A 19,542-nucleotide genomic window follows, 5' to 3' on the forward strand; every position below is an offset into this window, starting at 1 on the left:
GTTATCCGCCCTACCTGCTTGTTGCCTGCAGCCTTTCGCCTGCAGCCTGCCGCCGCTCTAGAGCACCACCGTCCGGTTGGCGTTCAGGAAGACGCGTTTCTCGATGTGGTAGCCCACGGCTTTCGCCAGGGTCAGGCACTCCACGTCGCGGCCCTTGGCGATCAGGTCCTCGGGGTAGTGGGAGTGGTCCACAGGCTCGACGCCCTGGGCGATGATCGGGCCCTCGTCGAGGTCGTTGTTGATGTAGTGGGCGGTGGCGCCGACCAGCTTCACACCCTTCTGGTAGGCCTGGTGGTAGGGCTTGGCGCCCTTGAAACCGGGCAGCAGCGAGTGGTGGATGTTGATCGCCCAGCCGTCCAGGCGGCGGCACAGCTCGGGGGACAGCACCTGCATGTAGCGGGCGAGGATCACCAGTTCGGCGCCGGTTTCCTCGATCACCTGCCAGACCTTCTCCTCCTGCGCGCCCTTGTCGTTGGGGTCGAGGGCGAAGTGGTGGTAGGGGATGCCGTGCCAGCGCGCCAGCGGTTCCAGGTCCGGGTGGTTGGAGACCACCGCTACCACGTCCATCGGCAACTGGCCGATGCGCTGGCGGTAGAGCAGGTCGTTCAGGCAGTGGTCGGCCTTGGAGACCATGATCACCACCTTGCTGCGGTAGCCCGGCGGGGTCAGTTCGACGTTCATCTGGAAGGGCGAGACGCGGTCGGCGAGGCCGGCGCGGAAGGCCGCTTCGTCGAAGCCGTCGCCGGCGCGGAACTCGATGCGGATGAAGAAGCGCTGCGCCAGGCGGTCGTCGAAGGAGTGGTGCTCGGTGACGTAGCAGCTCTGTTCGAACAGGTAGCGCGTGACCACGTCCACCGTGCCCAGCAAGCTCGGGCTGTCGGCGGTAAGGATCCAGGTTTCGGGGGTGCGGCTCATGGTCTGACTCCGAAGGATTTCCCCCCGCCGGTGCGGCAGGGGGAATCGACGCCTGTTACGCCGCTACCTGCAGGCCGTACTCGGCGCAGGCGTCCTGCAGCCACAGCCAGAAGTAGTCGGAGAAGCTGCGGCGCACCACCAGCTCCCAGGTGTGCTCGCCGGTATGGCGGATCACCAGCTGGGACTTGGCGAAGTTCGTGCCGATAGCCTTGCCCACCGGGAAGTTGCTCGGGTGCACGTCGTAGCCGGTGGACTTCATCAGCACTTCGCGGACCTTGGCGCCTTCGAGCTCCAGCAGGGTCTGGCCGCCGCTGACGTTGATCACCGAGTAGTGCAGTTCTTCGCCCAGCGCCTCGCGCAGGCGCTGTTCGACGGCGAACTCCTCGCCGCCGGGGACGATCAGCAGCCACTCGTCCGGGCCGAGCCACTGCAGCGAGGTTTCGCCCTTGGCCACCAGGCCCAGGGCCACCGGCAGCTCCAGGCCCAGGGCCTTGTGCACGCCGCCGGCGAAGGCCGGGTCGTGGGCATCGCCACGCAGGGTCAGGTGGCCGAGGAACTTCTTCTCGCGCAGGGTCACGCCGGCGTTGGCCACCTTGCGCGCGGCGAGCTTGTCCAGCTCGGCGTGGTGCAGGGGCGACTCGGCCTGGATGCCGTCTTCGGGGCGTTGCTGGTAGAGGTTGGCTTTGCTCATGTTCTGTTCACCTTGGGGCGCGTTGCGCCTGGAAATCGGTCAGCCCGCTCCGTGTGGGGAGCGGGCGCGAGGGATCAATCCACGTTCTGCCGTTCGCCTTTCGGGTCGTAGAACACCGAGCTGCAGATTTCCGCCTCGATCACCCGGCCGTCCGCCAGCGGGGCATAGACCTTCTCGCCCAGGCGCTTGATGCCGCCCTTCACCACCGCCAGGGCAAAGCTGTAGCCCAGGCTGCTGCTCATGTAGCTGGAGGTGACGTGGCCGACCATGGTCGCGGGGATGCTGTGCTGCGGGGTGAACAGCAGTTGCGCGCCCTCGGGCAGCAGGTCCATCGGGTTGGTGGGCTTGAGGCCAACCAGCTGCTTGCGGTCTTCGCGCTGGCAGTCGGCGCGGTTCATGCCGCGCCAGCCGATCCAGGAGAACGGCTTGGTGCGACCCACCGCCCAACCCATGTTCAGGTCGTCCGGGGTCACTGAGGCATCGGTGTCCTGGCCGACGATGATGAAGCCCTTCTCGGCGCGCAGGACGTGCATGGTCTCGGTGCCGTATGGCGTCAGGTTGTACTTGGCGCCGGCGGCGACGATGGCCTCCAGCACACCCATGGCGTAGTTGGCCTGGATGTTCACCTCGTACGACAGTTCGCCGGTGAAGGAGATGCGGAACACCCGCGCCGGAACGCCGGCGACCTTGCCTTCCTTCCAGGTCATGAAGGGGAAGGCGTCCTTGTCCAGGTCGATGTCGGTGACTTCGGCCAGCAGCTTGCGGCTGTTGGGGCCGGACAGGGTGAGGGTGGCCCAGTGGTCGGTGACCGAGGTGAAGTACACCTTCAGCTCCGGCCATTCGGTCTGGTGGTACAGCTCCAGCCACTCCATGACGCGCGCCGCGCCGCCGGTGGTGGTGGTCATGACGAAGTGGTTGTCCGCCAGGCACGCGGTGACGCCATCGTCGAAGACCATGCCGTCTTCCTTGCACATCAGGCCGTAGCGGGCCTTGCCCACATCCAGCTTGGTCCAGGCGTTGGTGTAGACGCGGTTGAGGAACTCGCGGGCGTCCGGGCCCTGGATGTCGATCTTGCCCAGGGTCGAGGCGTCCAGCAGGCCGACCGAATCGCGCACGGCGCGGCACTCGCGGGCCACGGCGGCGTGCATGTCTTCGCCGCGCTTGGGGAAGTACCACGGGCGCTTCCACTGGCCGACGTCCTCGAACTCGGCGCCGTTCTTCACGTGCCAGGCGTGCAGGGCGGTGAAGCGCACCGGTTCGAACAGGTGGCCGCAGTGACGGCCGGCGACCGCGCCAAAGGTCACCGGGGTGTAGTTCGGGCGGAACATGGTGGTGCCGGTGTCGGCGATGCTCTTGCCCTGGGCGCGGGCGGCGATGGCCAGGCCGTTGATGTTGCCCAGCTTGCCCTGGTCGGTGCCGAAGCCCAGCGCGGTGTAGCGCTTGACGTGCTCGATGGACTCGAAGCCCTCGCGGCAGGCCAGTTCGATGGCGGCGGCGGTGACGTCGTTCTGGGTGTCGACGAACTGCTTTGGCGCCCGCGCCGTGGTTTTCTCGTGGGGCACCTGGAACAGCGCGAGGGTGGCGTCCTCGGCGCGCTCGGCAACCACCGGCAGCTCGCCTTCGACGGACTTGAAGCCGCCGTCGACAGCGGCCTGGCTGCCGGCCTGGTAGCCGTCGGCCAGGGCGTCGGCGAGGCGGAATACGCCGTTCACCGCGCCGGCGCAGAGGCGCTTCTGGAAGGCCAGGCCGGGAACGAAGGCGAGGATGTCCTCGCGCCATTCCGGCTTGCCGCCCAGGTGCGAAGCCAGGTGCACCACCGGGCTGTAGCCGCCGGAGCTGGCGATGAGGTCGCAGTCCAGCCACTCACCGGGCGCATTGACCTTGTGGCGGAAGGTGTCGATGGAGGCGACCTTCGCACCGGTCACGCGTTTGCTGCCGCGTGCCTCGATCACTGCGCTGCCGGTGATGACCCGCATGCCGCGCTTGCGCGCTTCCTCGACCCATTCGCCGCGCGGATTGGGGCGGGCGTCGGCGATGGCGACCACCTGCAGACCGGCTTCCTGCCAGTCCAGGGCGACGCGGTAGGCGTAGTCGTTGTTGGTGGACAGCACCAGTTTCTTGCCCGGTGCCACGCCATAGCGGCGGACATAGGTGGAGACAGCGCCGGCGAGCATGTTGCCCGGCACGTCGTTGTTGCCATACACCAGCGGGCGCTCGTGGGCGCCGGCGGCGAGCACCACGCGGTTGGCGCGGACCCGGTGTACGCGCATGCGTACCTGGCCCAGCGGAGCGGTCTCGCCGATATGGTCAGTGCGGCGCTCGTGGATGGTGAGGAAGTTGTGGTCGTGGTAGCCGTTGACCGTGGCGCGCGGCAGCAGGATCACGTCCGGGTTGCCTTGCAGCTCGGCGATGGCCTTGGCCACCCACTCCTCGGCCGGCTTGCCGTCGAGGGTCTCGCGGGTGTCGAGCAGGCTGCCGCCGAACTCTTCCTGTTCATCGGCGAGGATCACCCGCGCACCGCTGCGCGAGGCGGCCAGCGCGGCGGTGAGGCCGGCGGGGCCGGCGCCGACGATCAGCACGTCGGCGTGGTGGTTCATCCAGTCGTAGCTGTCCGGGTCCACTTCGGTGGGCGCACGGCCCAGGCCTGCGGCCTTGCGGATGTACTTCTCGTAGGTCAGCCACATGGACTGCGGGTACATGAAGGTCTTGTAGTAGAAGCCGGGCGGCATCAGCTTGCCGCCGACCTTGCCGAAGATCCCCATGAGGTCGTTCTGCACGTTCGGCCAGCCGTTGGTGGCGGTCGCCACCAGGCCGCTGTACAGGGCCTGCTGGGTGGCGCGCACGTTGGGCACCTGGGTGGATTCGCGCGAGCCGATCTGCAGGATGGCGTTGGGCTCTTCGGCGCCGGCGGCGACGATGCCGCGCGGGCGCGAGTACTTGAAGCTGCGGCCGAGGATGTCGACGCCGTTGGCCAGCAGGGCGGCGGCCAGGGTGTCACCGGCGAAGCCCTGGTAGCTCTGGCCGTTGAAGCTGAAGGTGAGCGGCTTGTTGCGGTCGATGCGACCGCCACGGGACAGGCGATTGATCTGGCTCATTAGGCCTTCTCCACGGCGGGCTGGACGGCGGATTTCTTCTCGGATTCGGCGCTGATGCTTGGTTTTTCGCCGATCTTGTAGGTTTCCAGGATTTCGTAGGTCACGGTGTGGCGGGTGACGTTGAAGTACTGGCGGCAGCCGGCGGCGTGCACCCACAGCTCGTGGTGGATGCCGCGCGGGTTATCGCGGAAGAACATGTACTCGCCCCACTCGGCGTCGGTGCAGGCAGCCGGGTCGAGCGGGCGCGGGATGTGCGCCTGGCCCTTGGCGTGGAATTCCTCTTCGGAACGCAGCTCGCCGCAATGAGGGCAGAAGATATTCAGCATGGTTTTTGCCCTCTTAGTGCGCGACGGCGGCAGCGCCGTGTTCGTCGATCAGCGCGCCGGTGTGGAAGCGTTCGATGGAGAAGGGCGCGGCCAGCGGATGCGGCTCGCCCTTGGCGAGGGTGGCGGCGAAGACATTGCCCGAGCCGGGGGTGGCCTTGAAGCCGCCGGTGCCCCAGCCGCAGTTGAAGAACAGGTTCTTCACCGGGGCCTTGCCGATGATCGGGCAGGCGTCCGGGGTGGTGTCGACGATGCCGCCCCACTGGCGGTTCATGCGCACGCGCGAGAGCACCGGGAACATCTCGACGATGGCCTGCAGGGTGTGCTCGATGACCGGGTAGGAGCCGCGCTGGCCGTAGCCGTTGTAGCCGTCGATGCCGGCACCGATGACCAGGTCGCCCTTGTCCGACTGGCTGATGTAGCCATGCACGGCGTTGGACATGATCACGCTGTCGATGATGGGTTTCAGCGGCTCGGAAACCAGTGCCTGTAGCGGGTGCGATTCGATCGGCAGGCGGAAGCCGGCGAGCTTGGCCATGTGCCCGGAGTTGCCGGCGGTGACCACGCCGACGCGCTTGGCGCCGATGAAGCCGCGGTTGGTCTCGACGCCGATGACGGCGCCGTCCTGCTTGCGGAAGCCGATCACTTCGGTCTGCTGGATCAAGTCCACACCGAGGGCATCGGCGGCGCGGGCGAAGCCCCAGGCCACGGCATCGTGGCGGGCCACGCCGCCGCGACGCTGCACGGTGGAACCCATGACCGGGTAGCGGGCGCTTTTGGTGCAGTTCAGGTAGGGAATCTCTTCGGCCACCTGCTGGGCATTGAGCAGCTCGCCGTCGACGCCGTTGAGGCGGTTGGCGCTCACGCGGCGTTCGCCGTCACGCATGTCCTGCAGGGTGTGGCAGAGGTTGTAGACCCCGCGCTGGGAGAACATGACGTTGTAGTTGAGGTCCTGGGACAGGCCTTCCCACAGCTTCATGGCGTGTTCGTAGAGCAGCGCCGACTCGTCCCACAGGTAGTTGGAACGCACGATGGTGGTGTTGCGCGCGGTGTTGCCGCCACCCAGCCAGCCCTTCTCGACCACCGCGACGTTGGTGATGCCGTGCTCCTTGGCCAGGTAATAGGCCGTGGCCAGGCCGTGCCCGCCGCCGCCGACGATGACCACGTCGTAGACCTGCTTGGGCGTGGGCGTGCGCCACATGCGCTGCCAGTTCTCGTGGTGGCTCAGGGAATGCTTGAACAGGCCGAAGCCGGAGTAGCGTTGCATGGGGTGCTCCTGATTGTTCTTGTCGCCGTGGCTGCTCTTTGTAGGAGCGAGCTTGCTCGCGAATGAGTTGTCGGGATCGCGAGCAAGCTCGCTCCTACAGACGGCTGAAATTTCTCAACGGTAGACCGGGAAGTCCGCACACAGGCCCGCGACCTGGGTGGCCACCTTGGCCTCCACGTCGGCGTCGCCCAGGTGGTCCAGCACGTCGCTGATCCAGCCGGCCAGCTCGCGGCACTGTTCTTCCTTCAGGCCACGGGTAGTCACCGCCGGGGTGCCGATGCGGATGCCGGAGGTGACGAACGGGCTCTGCGGATCGTTCGGCACGGCGTTCTTGTTCACCGTGATGCCGACACGGCCCAGGGCGGCGTCCGCTTCCTTGCCGGTCAGGCCCTGCTTCACCAGGCTGATCAGCATCAGGTGGTTGTCGGTGCCACCGGAGACCACGTCGTAGCCGCGCTCGATGAACACCGAAGCCATGGCCTGGGCGTTCCTGATCACCTGGGCCTGGTAGTCCTTGAAGCCGGGCTCCAGCGCTTCCTTGAAGCACACCGCCTTGGCGGCGATCACGTGCATCAGCGGGCCGCCCTGGGCGCCGGGGAAGACGGCGGAGTTGAGCTTCTTCTCGATCTCTTCGTTGGACTTCGCCAGGATCAGGCCGCCGCGCGGGCCGCGCAGGGTCTTGTGGGTGGTGGTGGTAACCACGTCGGCGTAGGGCAGCGGGTTCGGGTACAGACCGGCGGCAACCAGGCCGGCGACGTGGGCCATGTCGACGAACAGCAGCGCCCCGACCTTGTCGGCGATGGCGCGGAAGCGCGGGAAGTCGAGGGTCTTGGAGTAGGCGGAGAAGCCGGCGACGATCATCTTCGGCTTGTGCTCCACGGCCAGGCGCTCGACTTCGTCGTAGTCGATCAGCCCGGTGTCGGTGTTCAGGCCGTACTGCACGGCGTTGTAGAGCTTGCCCGAGGACGACACCTTGGCACCGTGGGTCAGGTGGCCGCCGTGGGCCAGGCTCATGCCCAGGATGGTGTCGCCGGCATTGATCAGCGCCAGGTACACGGCGGAGTTGGCCGAGGAGCCCGAGTGCGGCTGGACGTTGGCGTAGTCGGCGCCGAACAGCTGCTTGGCGCGATCGATGGCCAGCTGCTCGACTTTATCCACATGCTCGCAGCCACCGTAGTAACGCTTGCCCGGATAACCTTCGGCGTACTTGTTGGTCAGCCCGCTGCCCTGAGCCTGCATGACGCGCTTGCTGGTGTAGTTCTCCGAAGCGATCAGCTCGAGGTGGTCCTCCTGGCGCGCTTCCTCGGCATCCATCGCCGCGAGCAGTTCGTCGTCATAACCCTGGATCTGGTCTTGCTTGCTGAACATCGCTGGTCTCCCTGCGGCGCGGTGGGGCGCCATGGCTGGTGCGGGGCGCGAGCTGGCCCCCTTGGAAGCGATGGTATGACTGGCCCCGTCAGCCCAGATGCCTGCGCACGTCGCGGGTAGGTGCGTTTGCGACATGCCGCGAAGGGCGCAAAAGCGACCGCGTGCGTGGAATTGCACGCGACGGCTGGTCAGAATGCGACATGCCCGCGCCAGGACGGCGCGGCCCGCGGAGCCCTGCCCGATGAAGCGCTTCTTCTTATGTGGTTCGCTGTGCCTTGCGCTGCTGGCGCCGGCGTTGTCGGCCTGGGGCATGTCGCGCCTGTTTGACGGCGACGCGCGGGTCTGGGTGCAGGGCCGGACGCTGTGCTTCGGCGGCGCGGCATTCAAGTCGCCCGGCCTGTTCTTCAACCGCACGCGGCAGGTGGATGAACGGCAAGTGGCCGTATATTCCATCGAAGTCGCCCGCCAGCCTTACGAGCCGTTCTGGTCGTCGGCCAGCATCGAACCGACCCAGGGTGTACCGCTGCGCAGCGAGACCTGCTTCGCCTATGGCCAGGCCATCACCGGCTTCCGCGAGAAAGTCCCGGCACGGGCCCTGGAGCCTGGCCTGTACAACGTCACCCTCGGCGGGCGCGACAGTGCCGGGGACGGCCAGCGGGCGACCTTCATGAAGACCTTCTGCCTGGAAGCACGCGGCGCCGGGGTGGCGGTGATCGATGCCGGCTATGACGAGAAGCAGGGGCGCTGGGTCTGCAACCCCCCGCAATGAAGCTGCCGATAGGAACCGCTGGGCCAAGGGACTAAACTGCGCCCCTCACGAAATGCGAGGACGCCATGAACCGTTCCCTGACTCTGCTTTCCGCCCTGCTGCTCACCGCGACACTGCAGGGCTGTGGTGACGACAGCAAACCCGCCAAGGCCGACGCGCCCGAAGCTGCCGGCACCGCCGCCGCGGCCACCCCGGCGGGCGACAGCTGCACCGGCCATGTACTGGAGAAGGCGCTGCCGCCGACCAAGGCCGTCTACGGCTATCCCTACCTGTCCCGCGAGTGCGGCTACGATGACGCCACCATCGTCTACGGCAAGGCCGATGGCAGCCAGCATCTGGTCGTGACCCTGACTGACACCGGCCTGCCGGCGCCGGGCGCCGACCAGCAGGGCGAGGCCGCCAGGCAGTACCTGGCCGCCCAGGCCAAGCTGCGCGACACCACCGCCAAGAACGTCTCGCTGCTCAACCAGGCCCGCCAGGCCGCGCTGCAGAATGGCACCGCCGCACAGTTCGGCGGCGAGCAGTACCTGCCGGTGATCGACAGCACCCGCATGGGCGACCCGCTGGCCATCAGCGTGCCGGGCCCGGACGACAAGGCCGGCGAATCCAGCCTGACCGGCCTGATCAAGGGCCGCTACGTGCTCAACATGACCTCGCCGGACAAGCCCAACGGCGGCACCGCCCAGTCCCTGCGCGAGCTGTTCGTGCCGATCTCCGAGCAGATGGCGCTGACCAAGTTGCCCTGATCGATCAAGAGAGTTCTGACAGGGGGTCGTCCCACTTTCTGATCCTCCACCGTGCCTAGTTCTTAGGAAAATTCCCGGCGTCGTTAATTACCCCCAACGCCGGGAAGAGGTGGATGACCATGAATTTCAAGACGAGAGGCCTGCCTGTATTCCTGGCGGCCCTGCTGTCGCTTTCCGTGCAGGCGACGCAGATGCCGGCGCCGGTCCATGAAATCAAAGCCTACAGCGGCGCCGACGGCGTCAAGGTATGGGTGGAGCAGATCGGGCCTCGCCGGGCCAACATGTTTCTGGTGCGTATTGGCGGCGTCGATCATGCCTGGAACATGCGCATCCACCGGATGGATGGGCTGAGCCTGCTGGATGAGTCGCTGTTCAAGCTCCATTCCCGGCGGGAGGAGCCTGTTGCCCTGGTGCTGCGTGGCGAGTGTGGCGAAGTGATGCTCCCCGGCGAGCGCAGCGGTCGCAAGGTCTGCTACGACCAGGGACTCTCCGAGACCCAGGATGCCCAGCAGTTCGTGACGTCCTACGTGAACCAGCGCATGTAAGACCGGCGGGTGCACGAGAGGCGGGGATTTCGCTACGCTGCTGACTGACTTTCCGTGCAGTTCCGAGGCAGCGCCATGACCGACAACACCCAACAGTTCGCCAGTGACAACTACTCCGGCATCTGCCCCGAAGCCTGGGCGGCCATGGCCGAAGCCAACCGCGGTCACGAACGCGCCTACGGCGACGACCAGTGGACCGCCCGCGCCTCTGATTATTTCCGCGAACTGTTCGAGACCGACTGCGAAGTCTTCTTCGCCTTCAACGGCACCGCGGCCAACTCCCTGGCCCTGGCGGCGCTGTGCCAGAGCTACCACAGCGTGATTTGCGCCGAGACTGCCCACGTCGAGACCGACGAGTGCGGCGCGCCGGAGTTTTTCTCCAACGGCTCCAAGCTGCTGCTGGCGCGCACCGACGCCCAGGGCAAGCTGACCCCGGAGGCGATCCGTGAGATCGCCCTCAAGCGCCAGGACATCCACTACCCGAAGGCGCGGGTGGTCACCATCACCCAGGCCACCGAGGTCGGCACCGTCTACCGCCCGGACGAGTTGCAGGCGCTCAGTGCTACCTGCCGCGAGCTGGGCCTGCACCTGCACATGGATGGCGCGCGTTTCTCCAACGCCTGCGCTTTCCTTGGCGCGACCCCGGCCGAGCTGACCTGGAAAGCCGGCGTCGAAGTGCTCTGCTTCGGCGGCACCAAGAACGGCATGGCGGTGGGCGAGGCCATCCTGTTCTTCAACCGCGAACTGGCCGAAGGCTTCGACTACCGCTGCAAGCAGGCCGGCCAGCTGGCCTCGAAGATGCGCTTCCTCGCCGCGCCCTGGGTCGGCGTGCTGCAGGATGACGCCTGGATGCACTACGCCAGCCACGCCAACCGCTGTGCACAACTGCTGGCCGAGCGCGTCGCCGACGTGCCGGGTGTGCAGCTTATGTTCCCGGTGGAAGCCAACGGCGTGTTCCTGCAGATGTCCGAGCCCGCCCTGGAAGCCCTGCGCCAGCTGGGCTGGCGCTTCTACACCTTCATCGGCGCCGGCGGCGCGCGCTTCATGTGCTCGTGGGATACCGAGATCGCCCGGGTCGAAGAGCTGGCGGCTGACATTCGTAGGGTGATGGGCGCCTGAGCCTGAGTTGTCCCCAGGCGCTGGGGACGGTTGCTCGCGCAACCTGTCCCCAACCTGTGGATGAATGCCTGCAGGCCACGGTCGGCATGGCCTGCATCATCCTGCTCAAGATTTGACCAATGCCTGTAGGAGCGGGCCATGCCCGCGATCGCGCGCGTGGCGCGCTCCTACAGGTACCCTCGACGTCAGATACGCACCGCCGTACCGCTCACGCTGACCATCAGCATGCTGCCGTTCTGCCCCACGACCTCGTAATCCAGGTCGATGCCGACCACGGCATTGGCGCCCAGCTCCTGCGCGCGCTCCTGCAGCTCCTCGAAGGCGATCTCCCGCGCCCTGCCCAGTTCCTTCTCGTACGCCCCGGAGCGGCCGCCAATGATGTCGCGCAGGCCGGCGAACAGATCGCGGAACACGTTCGCGCCGAGGATCGCCTCGCCGACCACGATGCCGCGGTATTCCTGGATGGTCTTGCCCTCGATGGTGGGCGTGGTGGTCAGGATCATGGGCTGACTCCTCTGCTGGGGGAAATCCAGCATAGCCCCGCACCCCACCGAAGGCCGCGCCGGCTGTGTTTCAGCATTTGGCGGAAATCCGGGGGAAACCTTGTGATAAAGCTGTGGATAAAGGGGTGGAAAATGACAGCGGCATGGCACTTTCATGAACGACCGAAAATCGTCGCAGAATTTCAGAGAAGCGCCGTCATTCGTGGCTTTCAGAGGTTTCTGGGTGAGGTGTGGAGATCTCCACAGCCGCTGTGGAGGCAAGCTTGCCCAACCTGTGGAAAAACTGTTGGGCAGTGGCTGCGGAGCCGATGGTACGGGGTTTCCCTGAAGCTGGCTATTTTCTGAGCAGTCGCGTGTTTTCAATCACTTGCGGGCCTGTGTATCGATTGCGACGAAATTCCTGTGCACGATCCTTCCACCGCTATCCCCGGTTTGTGTTGACCCACTTGTGTGCCTCCTGTGGAAAACATCGTCGGCGCCACGGGCAGCGGGGCTTCCAAAGGGTTGTTCAAAGATTGATCAGCGAAGGATGCAAGCGACTGATCCACGGCGACTTTTCCCCAGTGATGCGGGCTGCGTGAAACTTTCCACAGTGCCTGTGGGGCGAATCTCGCAGAAGGTGTGGACAACCTGTACCCAGATCGCTGCAGGCCACGCGCGGCGCGGCCCAGTCTGCTTAGTACGTTTTTTGATCAATTGGCGAAAGTCGCGCCGTTACTGGCTTTCAGCGAATTTTCCGGCGGGTTTTCCACATTGGCTGTGCAGCGTTCTGCCGGGAACTTGTGGGCGGGTTGTGGATGAATCGCTGGAAAGCCCGTTGTGTCTGGTTTGCGCTGGGCTGATCAATATTTGTCCAGGGGCGCAGGGCCCGCTGCCTATACTTCACTCACCCTGGGGGCGGGAGATTCAGCATGTCCAGTTACTCGGTGGAACAGATCCGCACCGTGGCCCTGGTCGGCCACGGCGACAGCGGCAAGACCCTGCTTGCCGAAGCGCTGCTGCAGCACAGCGGCGCCATTCCCAGCATGGGCTCGCTGGAGCGCGGCGACACGCTGTGCGACTCCGACCCGCTGGAACGCGAATACCACCACTCGCTGGCCGCTGCCCTGGTGCACTTCGAGCACGAGGGCGCGCAGGTCCGCCTGATCGATACGCCTGGTTATCCCGACTTCATCGGCCATGCACTGCCGGCTCTGGCGGCGGTGGAAACCGCGCTGGTGGTGGTCAATGCGCAGAACGGCATCGAACTGAGCACCCGCCGCATGATGGATTGGGCCGGCGAGCGCGGGCTGTGTCGGATGCTGGTGGTGAACAAGATCGACGCCGAGCGCATCGACCTGCCGGGCCTGCTGGCGGGTTTGCGCGAGTCGTTCGGCAAGGAGGTATTGCCCATCAACCTGCCTGCCGAGGGCGGAGCACGGGTTGTGGATTGTTTCTTCAATCCCGACGGCGAGGCGGATTTCTCCTCGGTGGCCGAGGCGCACCAGGCGCTGGTGGACCAGGTGGTGGAGGTCGACGAGGCGTTGATGGCGCATTACCTGGAGGAGGGCGAGGTAGCGCCCGAGGCGCTGCACGAACCCTTCGAGCGCGCCCTGCGTGAAGGCCACCTGATTCCGCTGTGCTTTGTCTCCGCCCGCACCGGCGCCGGCGTGCCGGAGCTGGCGAACATCCTCGCGCGCCTCGCGCCGAACCCTACCGAGGGCAACCCGCCGCTGTTCCTGCGCACCGATGACAAGGGCACCGAGCACCCGGTTAAGGCCAGCCCCGACCCGGCCGCCCACGTGCTGGCCCATGTGTTCAAGGTGGTGATCGACCCCTTCGTCGGCCGCCTCGCGGTGTTCCGCGTGCACCAGGGCACGATCCGCCGGGAGATGCAGTTGTTCGCCGGCGATGGACGCAAGCCGTTCAAGGTCGGCCATCTGTTGCGCCTGCAGGGAAAGAAGCACGAAGAGGCGCCGTGGCTGATCCCCGGTGACTTCGGCGCGCTGAGCAAGGTCGACGAACTGGAGTACGACGTGGTGCTGCACGATTCCCACGACGAGGACCACATCCACCTCAAGCCCCTGGATTTCCCCACACCCATGCAGGGCCTGGCCATCGAGGCGAGCCGCCGCGGCGACGAACAGCGCCTGGCGGAAATCCTCCAGCGCCTGCAAGCCGAAGACCCCTGCGTGCGCCTGGATTACAACGCCTCCACCCAGGAAACCGTGCTGCGCGGCATGGGCGAGCTGCACCTGCGCTATCTGCTCGAGCGCATGGCCGGGCAGTACAAGCTGGAAGTGCAGACTCGCGCGCCCAGCGTGCCTTACCGCGAAACGGCGACCCGCAGCGCCGAAGGCCACAGCCGGCACAAGAAGCAGACTGGCGGGGCGGGGCAGTTCGGCGAGGTCTACCTGCGCATTGAGCCAATGCCGCGCGGCGAAGGCTTCGCCTTCGTCGACGCGATCAAGGGCGGGGTGATTCCCGGCAACTTCATTCCCTCGGTGGAGAAGGGCGTGCGCTCGGCGCTGGCGGCCGGGCCGCTGGCTGGTTTCCCGGTGGAGGACGTGAAGGTCACGGTGTTCGACGGCAAGAGCCACTCGGTGGATTCCAAGGACATCGCCTTCCAGGCCGCCGGGCGCAAGGCCATGCTCGATGCGCTGCGCAATGCCGGCGGCATCGTGCTGGAGCCGGTGATGCAGATCGAGGTGACCACGCCGGATACCCACCTGGGCGACATCACCGCCGACCTCACCGGCCGCCGGGGCCAGGTACTGGGCACCGAGTCGCTGTCGGCGAGCGTCGCGCTGGTGCGCGGGCAGGTGCCGCTGGCGGAGCTGGACGGCTACGCCAACCGGTTGAAATCCATCACCGCCGGCCAGGGGCTCTACAGCCTTTCTTCCAGCCATTACAGCGCCGTCCCACAGGACGTGCAGCAGCGCCTGTCGAGTGGCTACAAGGCCGTCCCGGAAGAAGACTGAGCGAATGTGGATAGTTGTCGCAGCCGCTGCCCGAAAAGGCCCGTGGCTGGGCCTCCGCACGCGGTGGCCCGGCGTGTTCACGGAAAAGGTGAAAGCCACGTGGCATAAGGGTTGCAGACGGGATCGAGGCGGCCAGCCGGTTCGGCCAGAGGTGTCTCCGAGCTTGCCTCGGGACACCTTCAGCCTGTGGATAACTCAGTGGGTAACGTGTGGGACAGGTGGGGGCAGGCTGTGATCAGTACTCGATCACCACGTCACCCTTGGGCACGCTGCAGCAGGACAGGATGTAGCCTTCGGCGACGTCTTCGTCGGTGATCCCGCCGTTGTGCTCCATCTCCACTTCGCCCGAGCGCTTCATGACCTTGCAGGTGCCGCAGATGCCCATGCCACAGGCCTTGGGAATGTGCAGGCCGAGCTGCGCGGCGGCGGCATGGACGGTCTCGCCCGGTGCCACGCGGATGCTCTTGCCGGTCTCGCAGAACTCCACCAGGTTCTGATCGGCCAGGGGCACGGCCGGCGCCTCGGCGGCTTCGGCGGCCAGTTCCTTCACGTCGGCGCGGACTTCCGGCGGGGTCGGGCCGAAGGCCTCCTCGTGGTAGCGCGACATGTCGTAGCCCTCGGCTTCGAGCAGGCGCCTGACCGCGTGCATGTAGGGCGTCGGGCCGCAGCAGAAGACCTCGCGCTCGAGGAAGTCCGGCGCCATCAGCTGCAGCATCGCCTTGTTCAGGAAGCCCCGGTAGCCGGCCCAGGACTCACCCATCTCGTACTTCTCGCAGACCAGGTACAGCTTGAAGTTGTTGATCCGCGAGTTCATGTGCTCCAGCTCGCGGTGGTAGATGATGTCCTTGGGCGTGCGCGCGCTGTGCACGAAGACCATGTCGACGTTGCCGTTGGTGTCGAAGAACCAGCGCGACATGGACATCACCGGGGTGATGCCGACGCCGCCGGAAAGGAACAGCACCTTCTCGGCGGGGAAGTCGATGGCGTTGAAGTTGCCCACCGGCCCGTGCACCGGGATCTGGTCGCCTTCCTTGAGGTTGTCGTGCAGCCAGTTCGACACCTTGCCGCCGGGCACGCGCTTGATGGTGATGGAGAAGCTGTAGGGCACCGAGGGCGAACTGGAGATGGTGTAGGAGCGCATGATCGGCTGGCCGTCGATCTCCAGCTCCAGGGTGACGAACTGCCCCGGCTTGAAGAAGAACATGATCGGCGCGTCGGCCATGAAGCAGAAGGTGCGTACATCCCAGGTTTCCTGGATGGCCTTCACGCAGCGCACCAGGTGGCGCCCGTTGGCCCAGGTCTGGGTATTCACCGGATTGAGGAAGTTGTTCGTCGACATGCTGTCTCTCCGCGCACGCGGGCCGTGCTGGGCCTGATGGGGCAGCGCCGGGGCCCGTTTGCCTACGTCGCTTGAGCGTAGAAAGCACGGGGCCTTTCGGCATGCCTGATGGGGCGGATTGTGTGCACGAGGATGGCCGCTGCATTTACCTGCCAGCGACATTTGCATGCTTATCGCGACCTGCCGCCTGGGACGTGCCGTTGCGCGTCGGGAAATGATGTGGCCGTGTCGCCCATGGATAAGGGTAATCCCGGGGTGCGGCCCCACACTCAGCTCCATGCCGAGCAACTCCCAAGGTTGAGCGAGACGGCGGGAAACGGCGCACTCGGCGCGCCTGGCACCTGCCGCAAACAAGCCCTGCGTGGCAAACCGTATCAGCCACTTATTTCCGCCGGCAGCCCGACCGGGCTGCGGCATGAGGACCGAGCAATGGACGTCACCACTACCCTGAGTCTGGGCGACCCGCTGGAACCGGCCCGCAAGGCCACCGCCGAGATGCTGCGCAGCCGCGACCACAGCTTCTCGCTGCCGCAGCCCTTCTACAACGACGAGCGCCTGTTCCAGCTGGACATGCAGGAGATCTTCCACAAGGAGTGGCTGATCGCTGGCATGACCTGCGAGATCCCCGCCAAGGGCAACTTCCTCACCCTGCAGATCGGCGACAACCCGGTGATCGTCCTGCGCGGTGCGGAAGGCAAGATCCACGCCTTCCACAACGTCTGCCGCCACCGTGGCTCGCGCCTGTGCGTCAGCGACAAGGGCAAGGTCGCCAAGCTGGTCTGCCCCTACCACCAGTGGACCTACGAGCTGGACGGCCGCCTGCTGTTCGCCGGCACCGAGATGGGCGCCGACTTCGACATGAAGAACTACAGCCTCAAGCCGGTGAACGTGAAGACCGCCGGCGGCTACATCTTCATCTCGCTGTCGGAGAACCCGCCGGCCATCGATGACTTCCTGCGTACGCTCGAGCACTACATGGAGCCGTACGACATGGAGAACACCAAGGTCGCGGTGCAGACCACGCTGATGGAAAAGGCCAACTGGAAGCTGGTGCTGGAGAACAACCGCGAGTGCTACCACTGCAACGGCTCGCACCCGGAGCTGCTGAACACCCTGCTGGAGTGGGACGACGTCACCGACCCGCGTGCCAGCCAGGCGTTCAAGGACCAGGTCGCCGCCTGCACCACCGCCTGGGAAGCCGAGAAGATTCCCTATGCCCATGAAAGCTTCGGCCTGCGCAACCGCATTGTGCGCATGCCGCTGCTGCAGGGCACCGTGTCCATGACCATGGACGGCAAGCAGGGCAGCAAGAAGCTCATGGGCCGCATCCAGAACCCGGACCTGGGCTCGATGCGCATCCTGCACCTGCCGCATTCGTGGAACCACTGCATGGGCGACCACCTGATCGTCTTCACCGTGTGGCCGATCAGCGCGCAGGAAACCATGGTCACCACCAAGTGGCTGGTGCACAAGGATGCGGTGGAAGGCGTCGACTACGACGTCGCCCGCCTGCGCGAAGTCTGGGATGCCACCAACGACCAGGACCGTCGCCTGGCCGAGGAGAACCAGCGCGGCATCAACTCCACCGCCTACCAGCCGGGGCCGTACTCCAAGACCTACGAGTTCGGCGTGATCAACTTCCTCGACTGGTACAGCGAGCGGCTGCTGAACAACCTGGGCGAGGAATCCGCCCACGCCCGCCTGGTCGCCGAGAAGTAAGCCCCAGCCATCCAGCGCCCCCTCTACGGGGGCGTTGTCGTTCAGGAGGAAGCCACGTGGACGCCATGCTCTTCTACAGCAGCTCCGCTTTCGTCACCGGCCTGGTGGCGTGGAACCTCTTTGCCTGCTGGCGCAAGCGCTGATCCCTGTCGCTGTGCTCTTTGTAGGATGGGTGGAGCGAAGCGATACCCATCGGCGAAGCGCGGTCGTGAATTGATGGGTATCGCTGCGCTCCACACCATCCTGCGTCTCGGTTCTGCATCTCCCCTCACTTGGTAATCCGCGGCTTCCGAGCCTTTGCGCGGCACGCATTCCCCTGTGCGACGCAAACGCTGTCGCCCATGTCGTGAGGTTGACGCTTTCGGCACGACCCTGGTCGTTTTCGAACCGGGTCGCCTCGGGGTGCAGGGATATCCTGCCTGCAAAGCGTCGGGGGAAAACCCGCCGCGCCAAGCCTGACAAGCCTTGCCTGACCAGCCGGCCCTGATAAGAGAGACGCCAAGATGAGCCCAGCCGAACTTCACGCCGACAGCATCGTCATCGATGGCCTGATCATCGCCAAATGGAACCGCGAGCTGTTCGAGGACATGCGCAAGGGCGGCCTGACCGCCGCCAACTGCACCGTGTCGGTGTGGGAAGGATTCCAGGCGACGGTGAACAACATCGTCTCCAGCAGCAAGCTGATCCGCGACAACAGCGACCTGGTGCTGCAGGTGCGCACCACCGCCGACATCCGTAAGGCCAAGGAGCAGGGCAAGACCGGCATCCTCTTCGGCTTCCAGAACGCCCACGCGTTCGAGGACCAGTTGGGCTACGTCGAGGTGTTCAAGCAGCTGGGCGTGGGCATCGTGCAGATGTGCTACAACACCCAGAACCTGGTCGGCACCGGCTGCTACGAGCGCGACGGCGGCCTCTCCGGCTTCGGCCGCGAGATCGTCGCGGAGATGAACCGCGTCGGCATCATGTGCGACCTGTCCCACGTCGGCTCCAAGACCTCCGAGGAAGTCATCCTCGAGTCGAAGAAGCCCGTCACCTACTCCCACTGCCTGCCGTCGGGCCTCAAAGAGCACCCGCGCAACAAGTCCGACGCCGAGCTGAAGTTCATCGCCGACCACGGCGGCTTCGTCGGCGTGACCATGTTCGCGCCGTTCCTCGCCAAGGGCATCGACTCGACCATCGACGACTACGCCGAAGCCATCGAGTACGTGATGAACATCGTCGGCGAGGACGCCATCGGCATCGGCACTGACTTCACCCAGGGCCACGGCCAGGACTTCTTCGAGTGGCTGACCCACGACAAGGGTTACGCCCGCCGCCTCACCAACTTCGGGAAGATCGTCAACCCGCTGGGCATCCGCACCGTGGGCGAATTCCCCAACCTCACCGAAACCCTGCTCAAGCGCGGCATGCCCGAGCGCGTGGTGCGCAAGGTCATGGGCGAGAACTGGGTGCGCATCCTCGGCGAAGTCTGGGGCGAGTAATCCCTTTTCCCCCTCTCCCTCAGGAGCGGGGCGCGCAGCTAGGGCCGGGGTGAGGGCTGCCGCGCTCACCCGTAGAACCCCTCACCCCAACCCTCTCCCCAAGGGAGAGGGAGCCAAAAGAATTGGAGCGAAACCTCATGGCCAAACACGCCCCCGAACTGCCCATCGAAGTCGACAGCGAAACCGGCGTCTGGACCTCCGACGCCCTGCCGATGCTCTACGTACCGCGGCACTTCTTCGTCAACAACCACATGGGCATCGAGGAAGAGCTGGGCGCCGAGCGCTATGCCGAAATCCTCTACAAGGCCGGCTACAAGTCCGCCTGGCACTGGTGCGAGAAGGAAGCCGAGTGCCACGGTCTGGTCGGCGTGGAAGTCTTCGAGCACTACATGAAGCGCCTGTCCCAGCGCGGCTGGGGCCTGTTCCAGATCGAGCAGATCGACCTCGACAAGGGCACTGCCCAGGTACGCCTGAAGCATTCGGCCTTCGTGTACGTCTACGGCAAGGTCAACCGCAAGGTCGACTACATGTTCACCGGCTGGTTCGCCGGCGCCATGGACCAGATTCTCCAGGCGCGCGGCAGCGCGTTGCGCACCGTGGCCGAGCAGGTCTACAGCGGCGCCGAGGAAGGCCACGACGACGGCCTGTTCGTCGTCAAACCTCTCTGATCCACGACTTCGGCACCGGCGGCCCGCGGGCCGC

At 65.8% G+C, this 19,542-nt stretch carries 16 protein-coding genes; 8 read left to right on the plus strand and 8 right to left on the minus strand.

Annotated elements, in window-relative coordinates:
* Positions 1–57: 57 nt before the first annotated feature.
* The 6 genes from IB255_RS14760 to glyA all read right to left on the minus strand — a co-directional run bounded on the left by IB255_RS14760 (position 58) and on the right by glyA (position 7,659).
* Complete coding sequence (locus IB255_RS14760) at positions 58–915, minus strand: formyltetrahydrofolate deformylase (protein WP_192210527.1); 858 nt, start codon at positions 913–915, stop codon at positions 58–60.
* A 55-nt stretch (positions 916–970) separates the two neighbouring features.
* On the minus strand, positions 971–1,606 hold the full coding sequence (locus IB255_RS14765) for a sarcosine oxidase subunit gamma (RefSeq protein ID WP_081519117.1): 636 nt from the start codon (positions 1,604–1,606) through the stop codon (positions 971–973).
* Between the two features lie 74 nt (positions 1,607–1,680).
* On the minus strand, positions 1,681–4,701 hold the full coding sequence (locus tag IB255_RS14770; protein ID WP_081519118.1) for a sarcosine oxidase subunit alpha: 3,021 nt from the start codon (positions 4,699–4,701) through the stop codon (positions 1,681–1,683).
* Entirely contained in the window at positions 4,701–5,027 is a 327-nt protein-coding gene (locus IB255_RS14775; RefSeq protein WP_081519119.1) for a sarcosine oxidase subunit delta, read from the minus strand. The genes IB255_RS14770 and IB255_RS14775 overlap by 1 nt, the downstream gene beginning before the upstream one ends.
* 13 nt (positions 5,028–5,040) lie before the next feature.
* Positions 5,041–6,291, minus strand: a complete 1,251-nt coding sequence (locus tag IB255_RS14780) for a sarcosine oxidase subunit beta (protein WP_081519120.1) — start codon at positions 6,289–6,291, stop codon at positions 5,041–5,043.
* Between the two features lie 114 nt (positions 6,292–6,405).
* A complete protein-coding gene (glyA, locus tag IB255_RS14785) occupies positions 6,406–7,659 on the minus strand; it encodes a serine hydroxymethyltransferase (RefSeq protein ID WP_081519121.1) in 1,254 nt (417 codons plus the stop codon).
* A 241-nt stretch (positions 7,660–7,900) separates the two neighbouring features.
* Here glyA and IB255_RS14790 point away from each other — a divergent pair, with 241 nt between their 5' ends.
* The 4 genes from IB255_RS14790 to IB255_RS14805 all read left to right on the plus strand — a co-directional run bounded on the left by IB255_RS14790 (position 7,901) and on the right by IB255_RS14805 (position 10,838).
* Entirely contained in the window at positions 7,901–8,428 is a 528-nt protein-coding gene (locus IB255_RS14790; protein ID WP_081519122.1) for a hypothetical protein, read from the plus strand.
* Between the two features lie 65 nt (positions 8,429–8,493).
* Positions 8,494–9,174 carry a hypothetical protein gene (locus tag IB255_RS14795; RefSeq protein WP_081519123.1) on the plus strand — a complete coding sequence of 227 codons (681 nt, stop codon included), beginning with the start codon at positions 8,494–8,496 and terminating at the stop codon, positions 9,172–9,174.
* A 113-nt stretch (positions 9,175–9,287) separates the two neighbouring features.
* Positions 9,288–9,719 (plus strand): hypothetical protein, encoded by a 432-nt coding sequence (locus IB255_RS14800; protein WP_192210528.1) that lies wholly within the window; start codon positions 9,288–9,290, stop codon positions 9,717–9,719.
* A gap of 75 nt (positions 9,720–9,794) precedes the next feature.
* Positions 9,795–10,838: a low specificity L-threonine aldolase gene (locus IB255_RS14805; protein ID WP_081519125.1), complete on the plus strand. Its 1,044-nt coding sequence runs from the start codon at positions 9,795–9,797 to the stop codon at positions 10,836–10,838.
* Positions 10,839–11,023: 185 nt separating this feature from the next.
* Here the strand turns inward: IB255_RS14805 and IB255_RS14810 are convergent, their stop codons facing one another.
* The gene (locus IB255_RS14810; RefSeq protein WP_017521552.1) at positions 11,024–11,341 is read right to left on the minus strand and encodes a heavy metal-binding domain-containing protein; all 318 of its coding nucleotides are present in this window, start codon (positions 11,339–11,341) and stop codon (positions 11,024–11,026) included.
* Positions 11,342–12,252: 911 nt separating this feature from the next.
* Between IB255_RS14810 and fusA the strand changes: the two genes are divergently transcribed.
* Positions 12,253–14,301, plus strand: coding sequence for an elongation factor G (gene fusA / locus IB255_RS14815; RefSeq protein WP_081519126.1), 2,049 nt, complete (start codon positions 12,253–12,255; stop codon positions 14,299–14,301).
* Between the two features lie 235 nt (positions 14,302–14,536).
* On the opposite strand, the gene gbcB is transcribed toward fusA, so the two are convergent.
* Complete coding sequence (gene gbcB / locus IB255_RS14820; protein ID WP_081519127.1) at positions 14,537–15,640, minus strand: glycine-betaine demethylase subunit GbcB; 1,104 nt, start codon at positions 15,638–15,640, stop codon at positions 14,537–14,539.
* Positions 15,641–16,069: 429 nt separating this feature from the next.
* On the opposite strand from gbcB, the gene gbcA reads away from it, so the two are divergent.
* The 3 genes from gbcA to IB255_RS14835 all read left to right on the plus strand — a co-directional run bounded on the left by gbcA (position 16,070) and on the right by IB255_RS14835 (position 19,508).
* A complete protein-coding gene (gene gbcA / locus IB255_RS14825) occupies positions 16,070–17,359 on the plus strand; it encodes a glycine-betaine demethylase subunit GbcA (RefSeq protein ID WP_081519128.1) in 1,290 nt (429 codons plus the stop codon).
* A 503-nt stretch (positions 17,360–17,862) separates the two neighbouring features.
* Entirely contained in the window at positions 17,863–18,840 is a 978-nt protein-coding gene (locus tag IB255_RS14830; protein WP_081519129.1) for a dipeptidase, read from the plus strand.
* A 137-nt stretch (positions 18,841–18,977) separates the two neighbouring features.
* Positions 18,978–19,508, plus strand: a complete 531-nt coding sequence (locus IB255_RS14835; protein ID WP_081519130.1) for a 4-vinyl reductase — start codon at positions 18,978–18,980, stop codon at positions 19,506–19,508.
* Positions 19,509–19,542: the final 34 nt, after the last annotated feature.

Source organism: Pseudomonas sp. PDM22, from assembly GCF_014851965.1.
Taxonomy (GTDB): Bacteria; Pseudomonadota; Gammaproteobacteria; order Pseudomonadales; family Pseudomonadaceae; genus Pseudomonas.

Bases quoted from the DNA above. Each gene is read 5' to 3' on its own strand.
- fusA (WP_081519126.1), top strand. From the start codon at position 12,253: ATGTCCAGTTACTCGGTGGAACAGATCCGCACCGTGGCCCTGGTCGGC.
- IB255_RS14765 (WP_081519117.1), bottom strand. From the start codon at position 1,606: ATGAGCAAAGCCAACCTCTACCAGCAACGCCCCGAAGACGGCATCCAG.
- IB255_RS14790 (WP_081519122.1), top strand. From the start codon at position 7,901: ATGAAGCGCTTCTTCTTATGTGGTTCGCTGTGCCTTGCGCTGCTGGCG.
- IB255_RS14770 (WP_081519118.1), bottom strand. From the start codon at position 4,701: ATGAGCCAGATCAATCGCCTGTCCCGTGGCGGTCGCATCGACCGCAAC.
- gbcA (WP_081519128.1), top strand. From the start codon at position 16,070: ATGGACGTCACCACTACCCTGAGTCTGGGCGACCCGCTGGAACCGGCC.
- IB255_RS14780 (WP_081519120.1), bottom strand. From the start codon at position 6,291: ATGCAACGCTACTCCGGCTTCGGCCTGTTCAAGCATTCCCTGAGCCAC.
- IB255_RS14760 (WP_192210527.1), bottom strand. From the start codon at position 915: ATGAGCCGCACCCCCGAAACCTGGATCCTTACCGCCGACAGCCCGAGC.
- IB255_RS14795 (WP_081519123.1), top strand. From the start codon at position 8,494: ATGAACCGTTCCCTGACTCTGCTTTCCGCCCTGCTGCTCACCGCGACA.
- IB255_RS14805 (WP_081519125.1), top strand. From the start codon at position 9,795: ATGACCGACAACACCCAACAGTTCGCCAGTGACAACTACTCCGGCATC.
- IB255_RS14775 (WP_081519119.1), bottom strand. From the start codon at position 5,027: ATGCTGAATATCTTCTGCCCTCATTGCGGCGAGCTGCGTTCCGAAGAG.
- IB255_RS14835 (WP_081519130.1), top strand. From the start codon at position 18,978: ATGGCCAAACACGCCCCCGAACTGCCCATCGAAGTCGACAGCGAAACC.
- gbcB (WP_081519127.1), bottom strand. From the start codon at position 15,640: ATGTCGACGAACAACTTCCTCAATCCGGTGAATACCCAGACCTGGGCC.
- glyA (WP_081519121.1), bottom strand. From the start codon at position 7,659: ATGTTCAGCAAGCAAGACCAGATCCAGGGTTATGACGACGAACTGCTC.
- IB255_RS14830 (WP_081519129.1), top strand. From the start codon at position 17,863: ATGAGCCCAGCCGAACTTCACGCCGACAGCATCGTCATCGATGGCCTG.
- IB255_RS14810 (WP_017521552.1), bottom strand. From the start codon at position 11,341: ATGATCCTGACCACCACGCCCACCATCGAGGGCAAGACCATCCAGGAA.
- IB255_RS14800 (WP_192210528.1), top strand. From the start codon at position 9,288: ATGACCATGAATTTCAAGACGAGAGGCCTGCCTGTATTCCTGGCGGCC.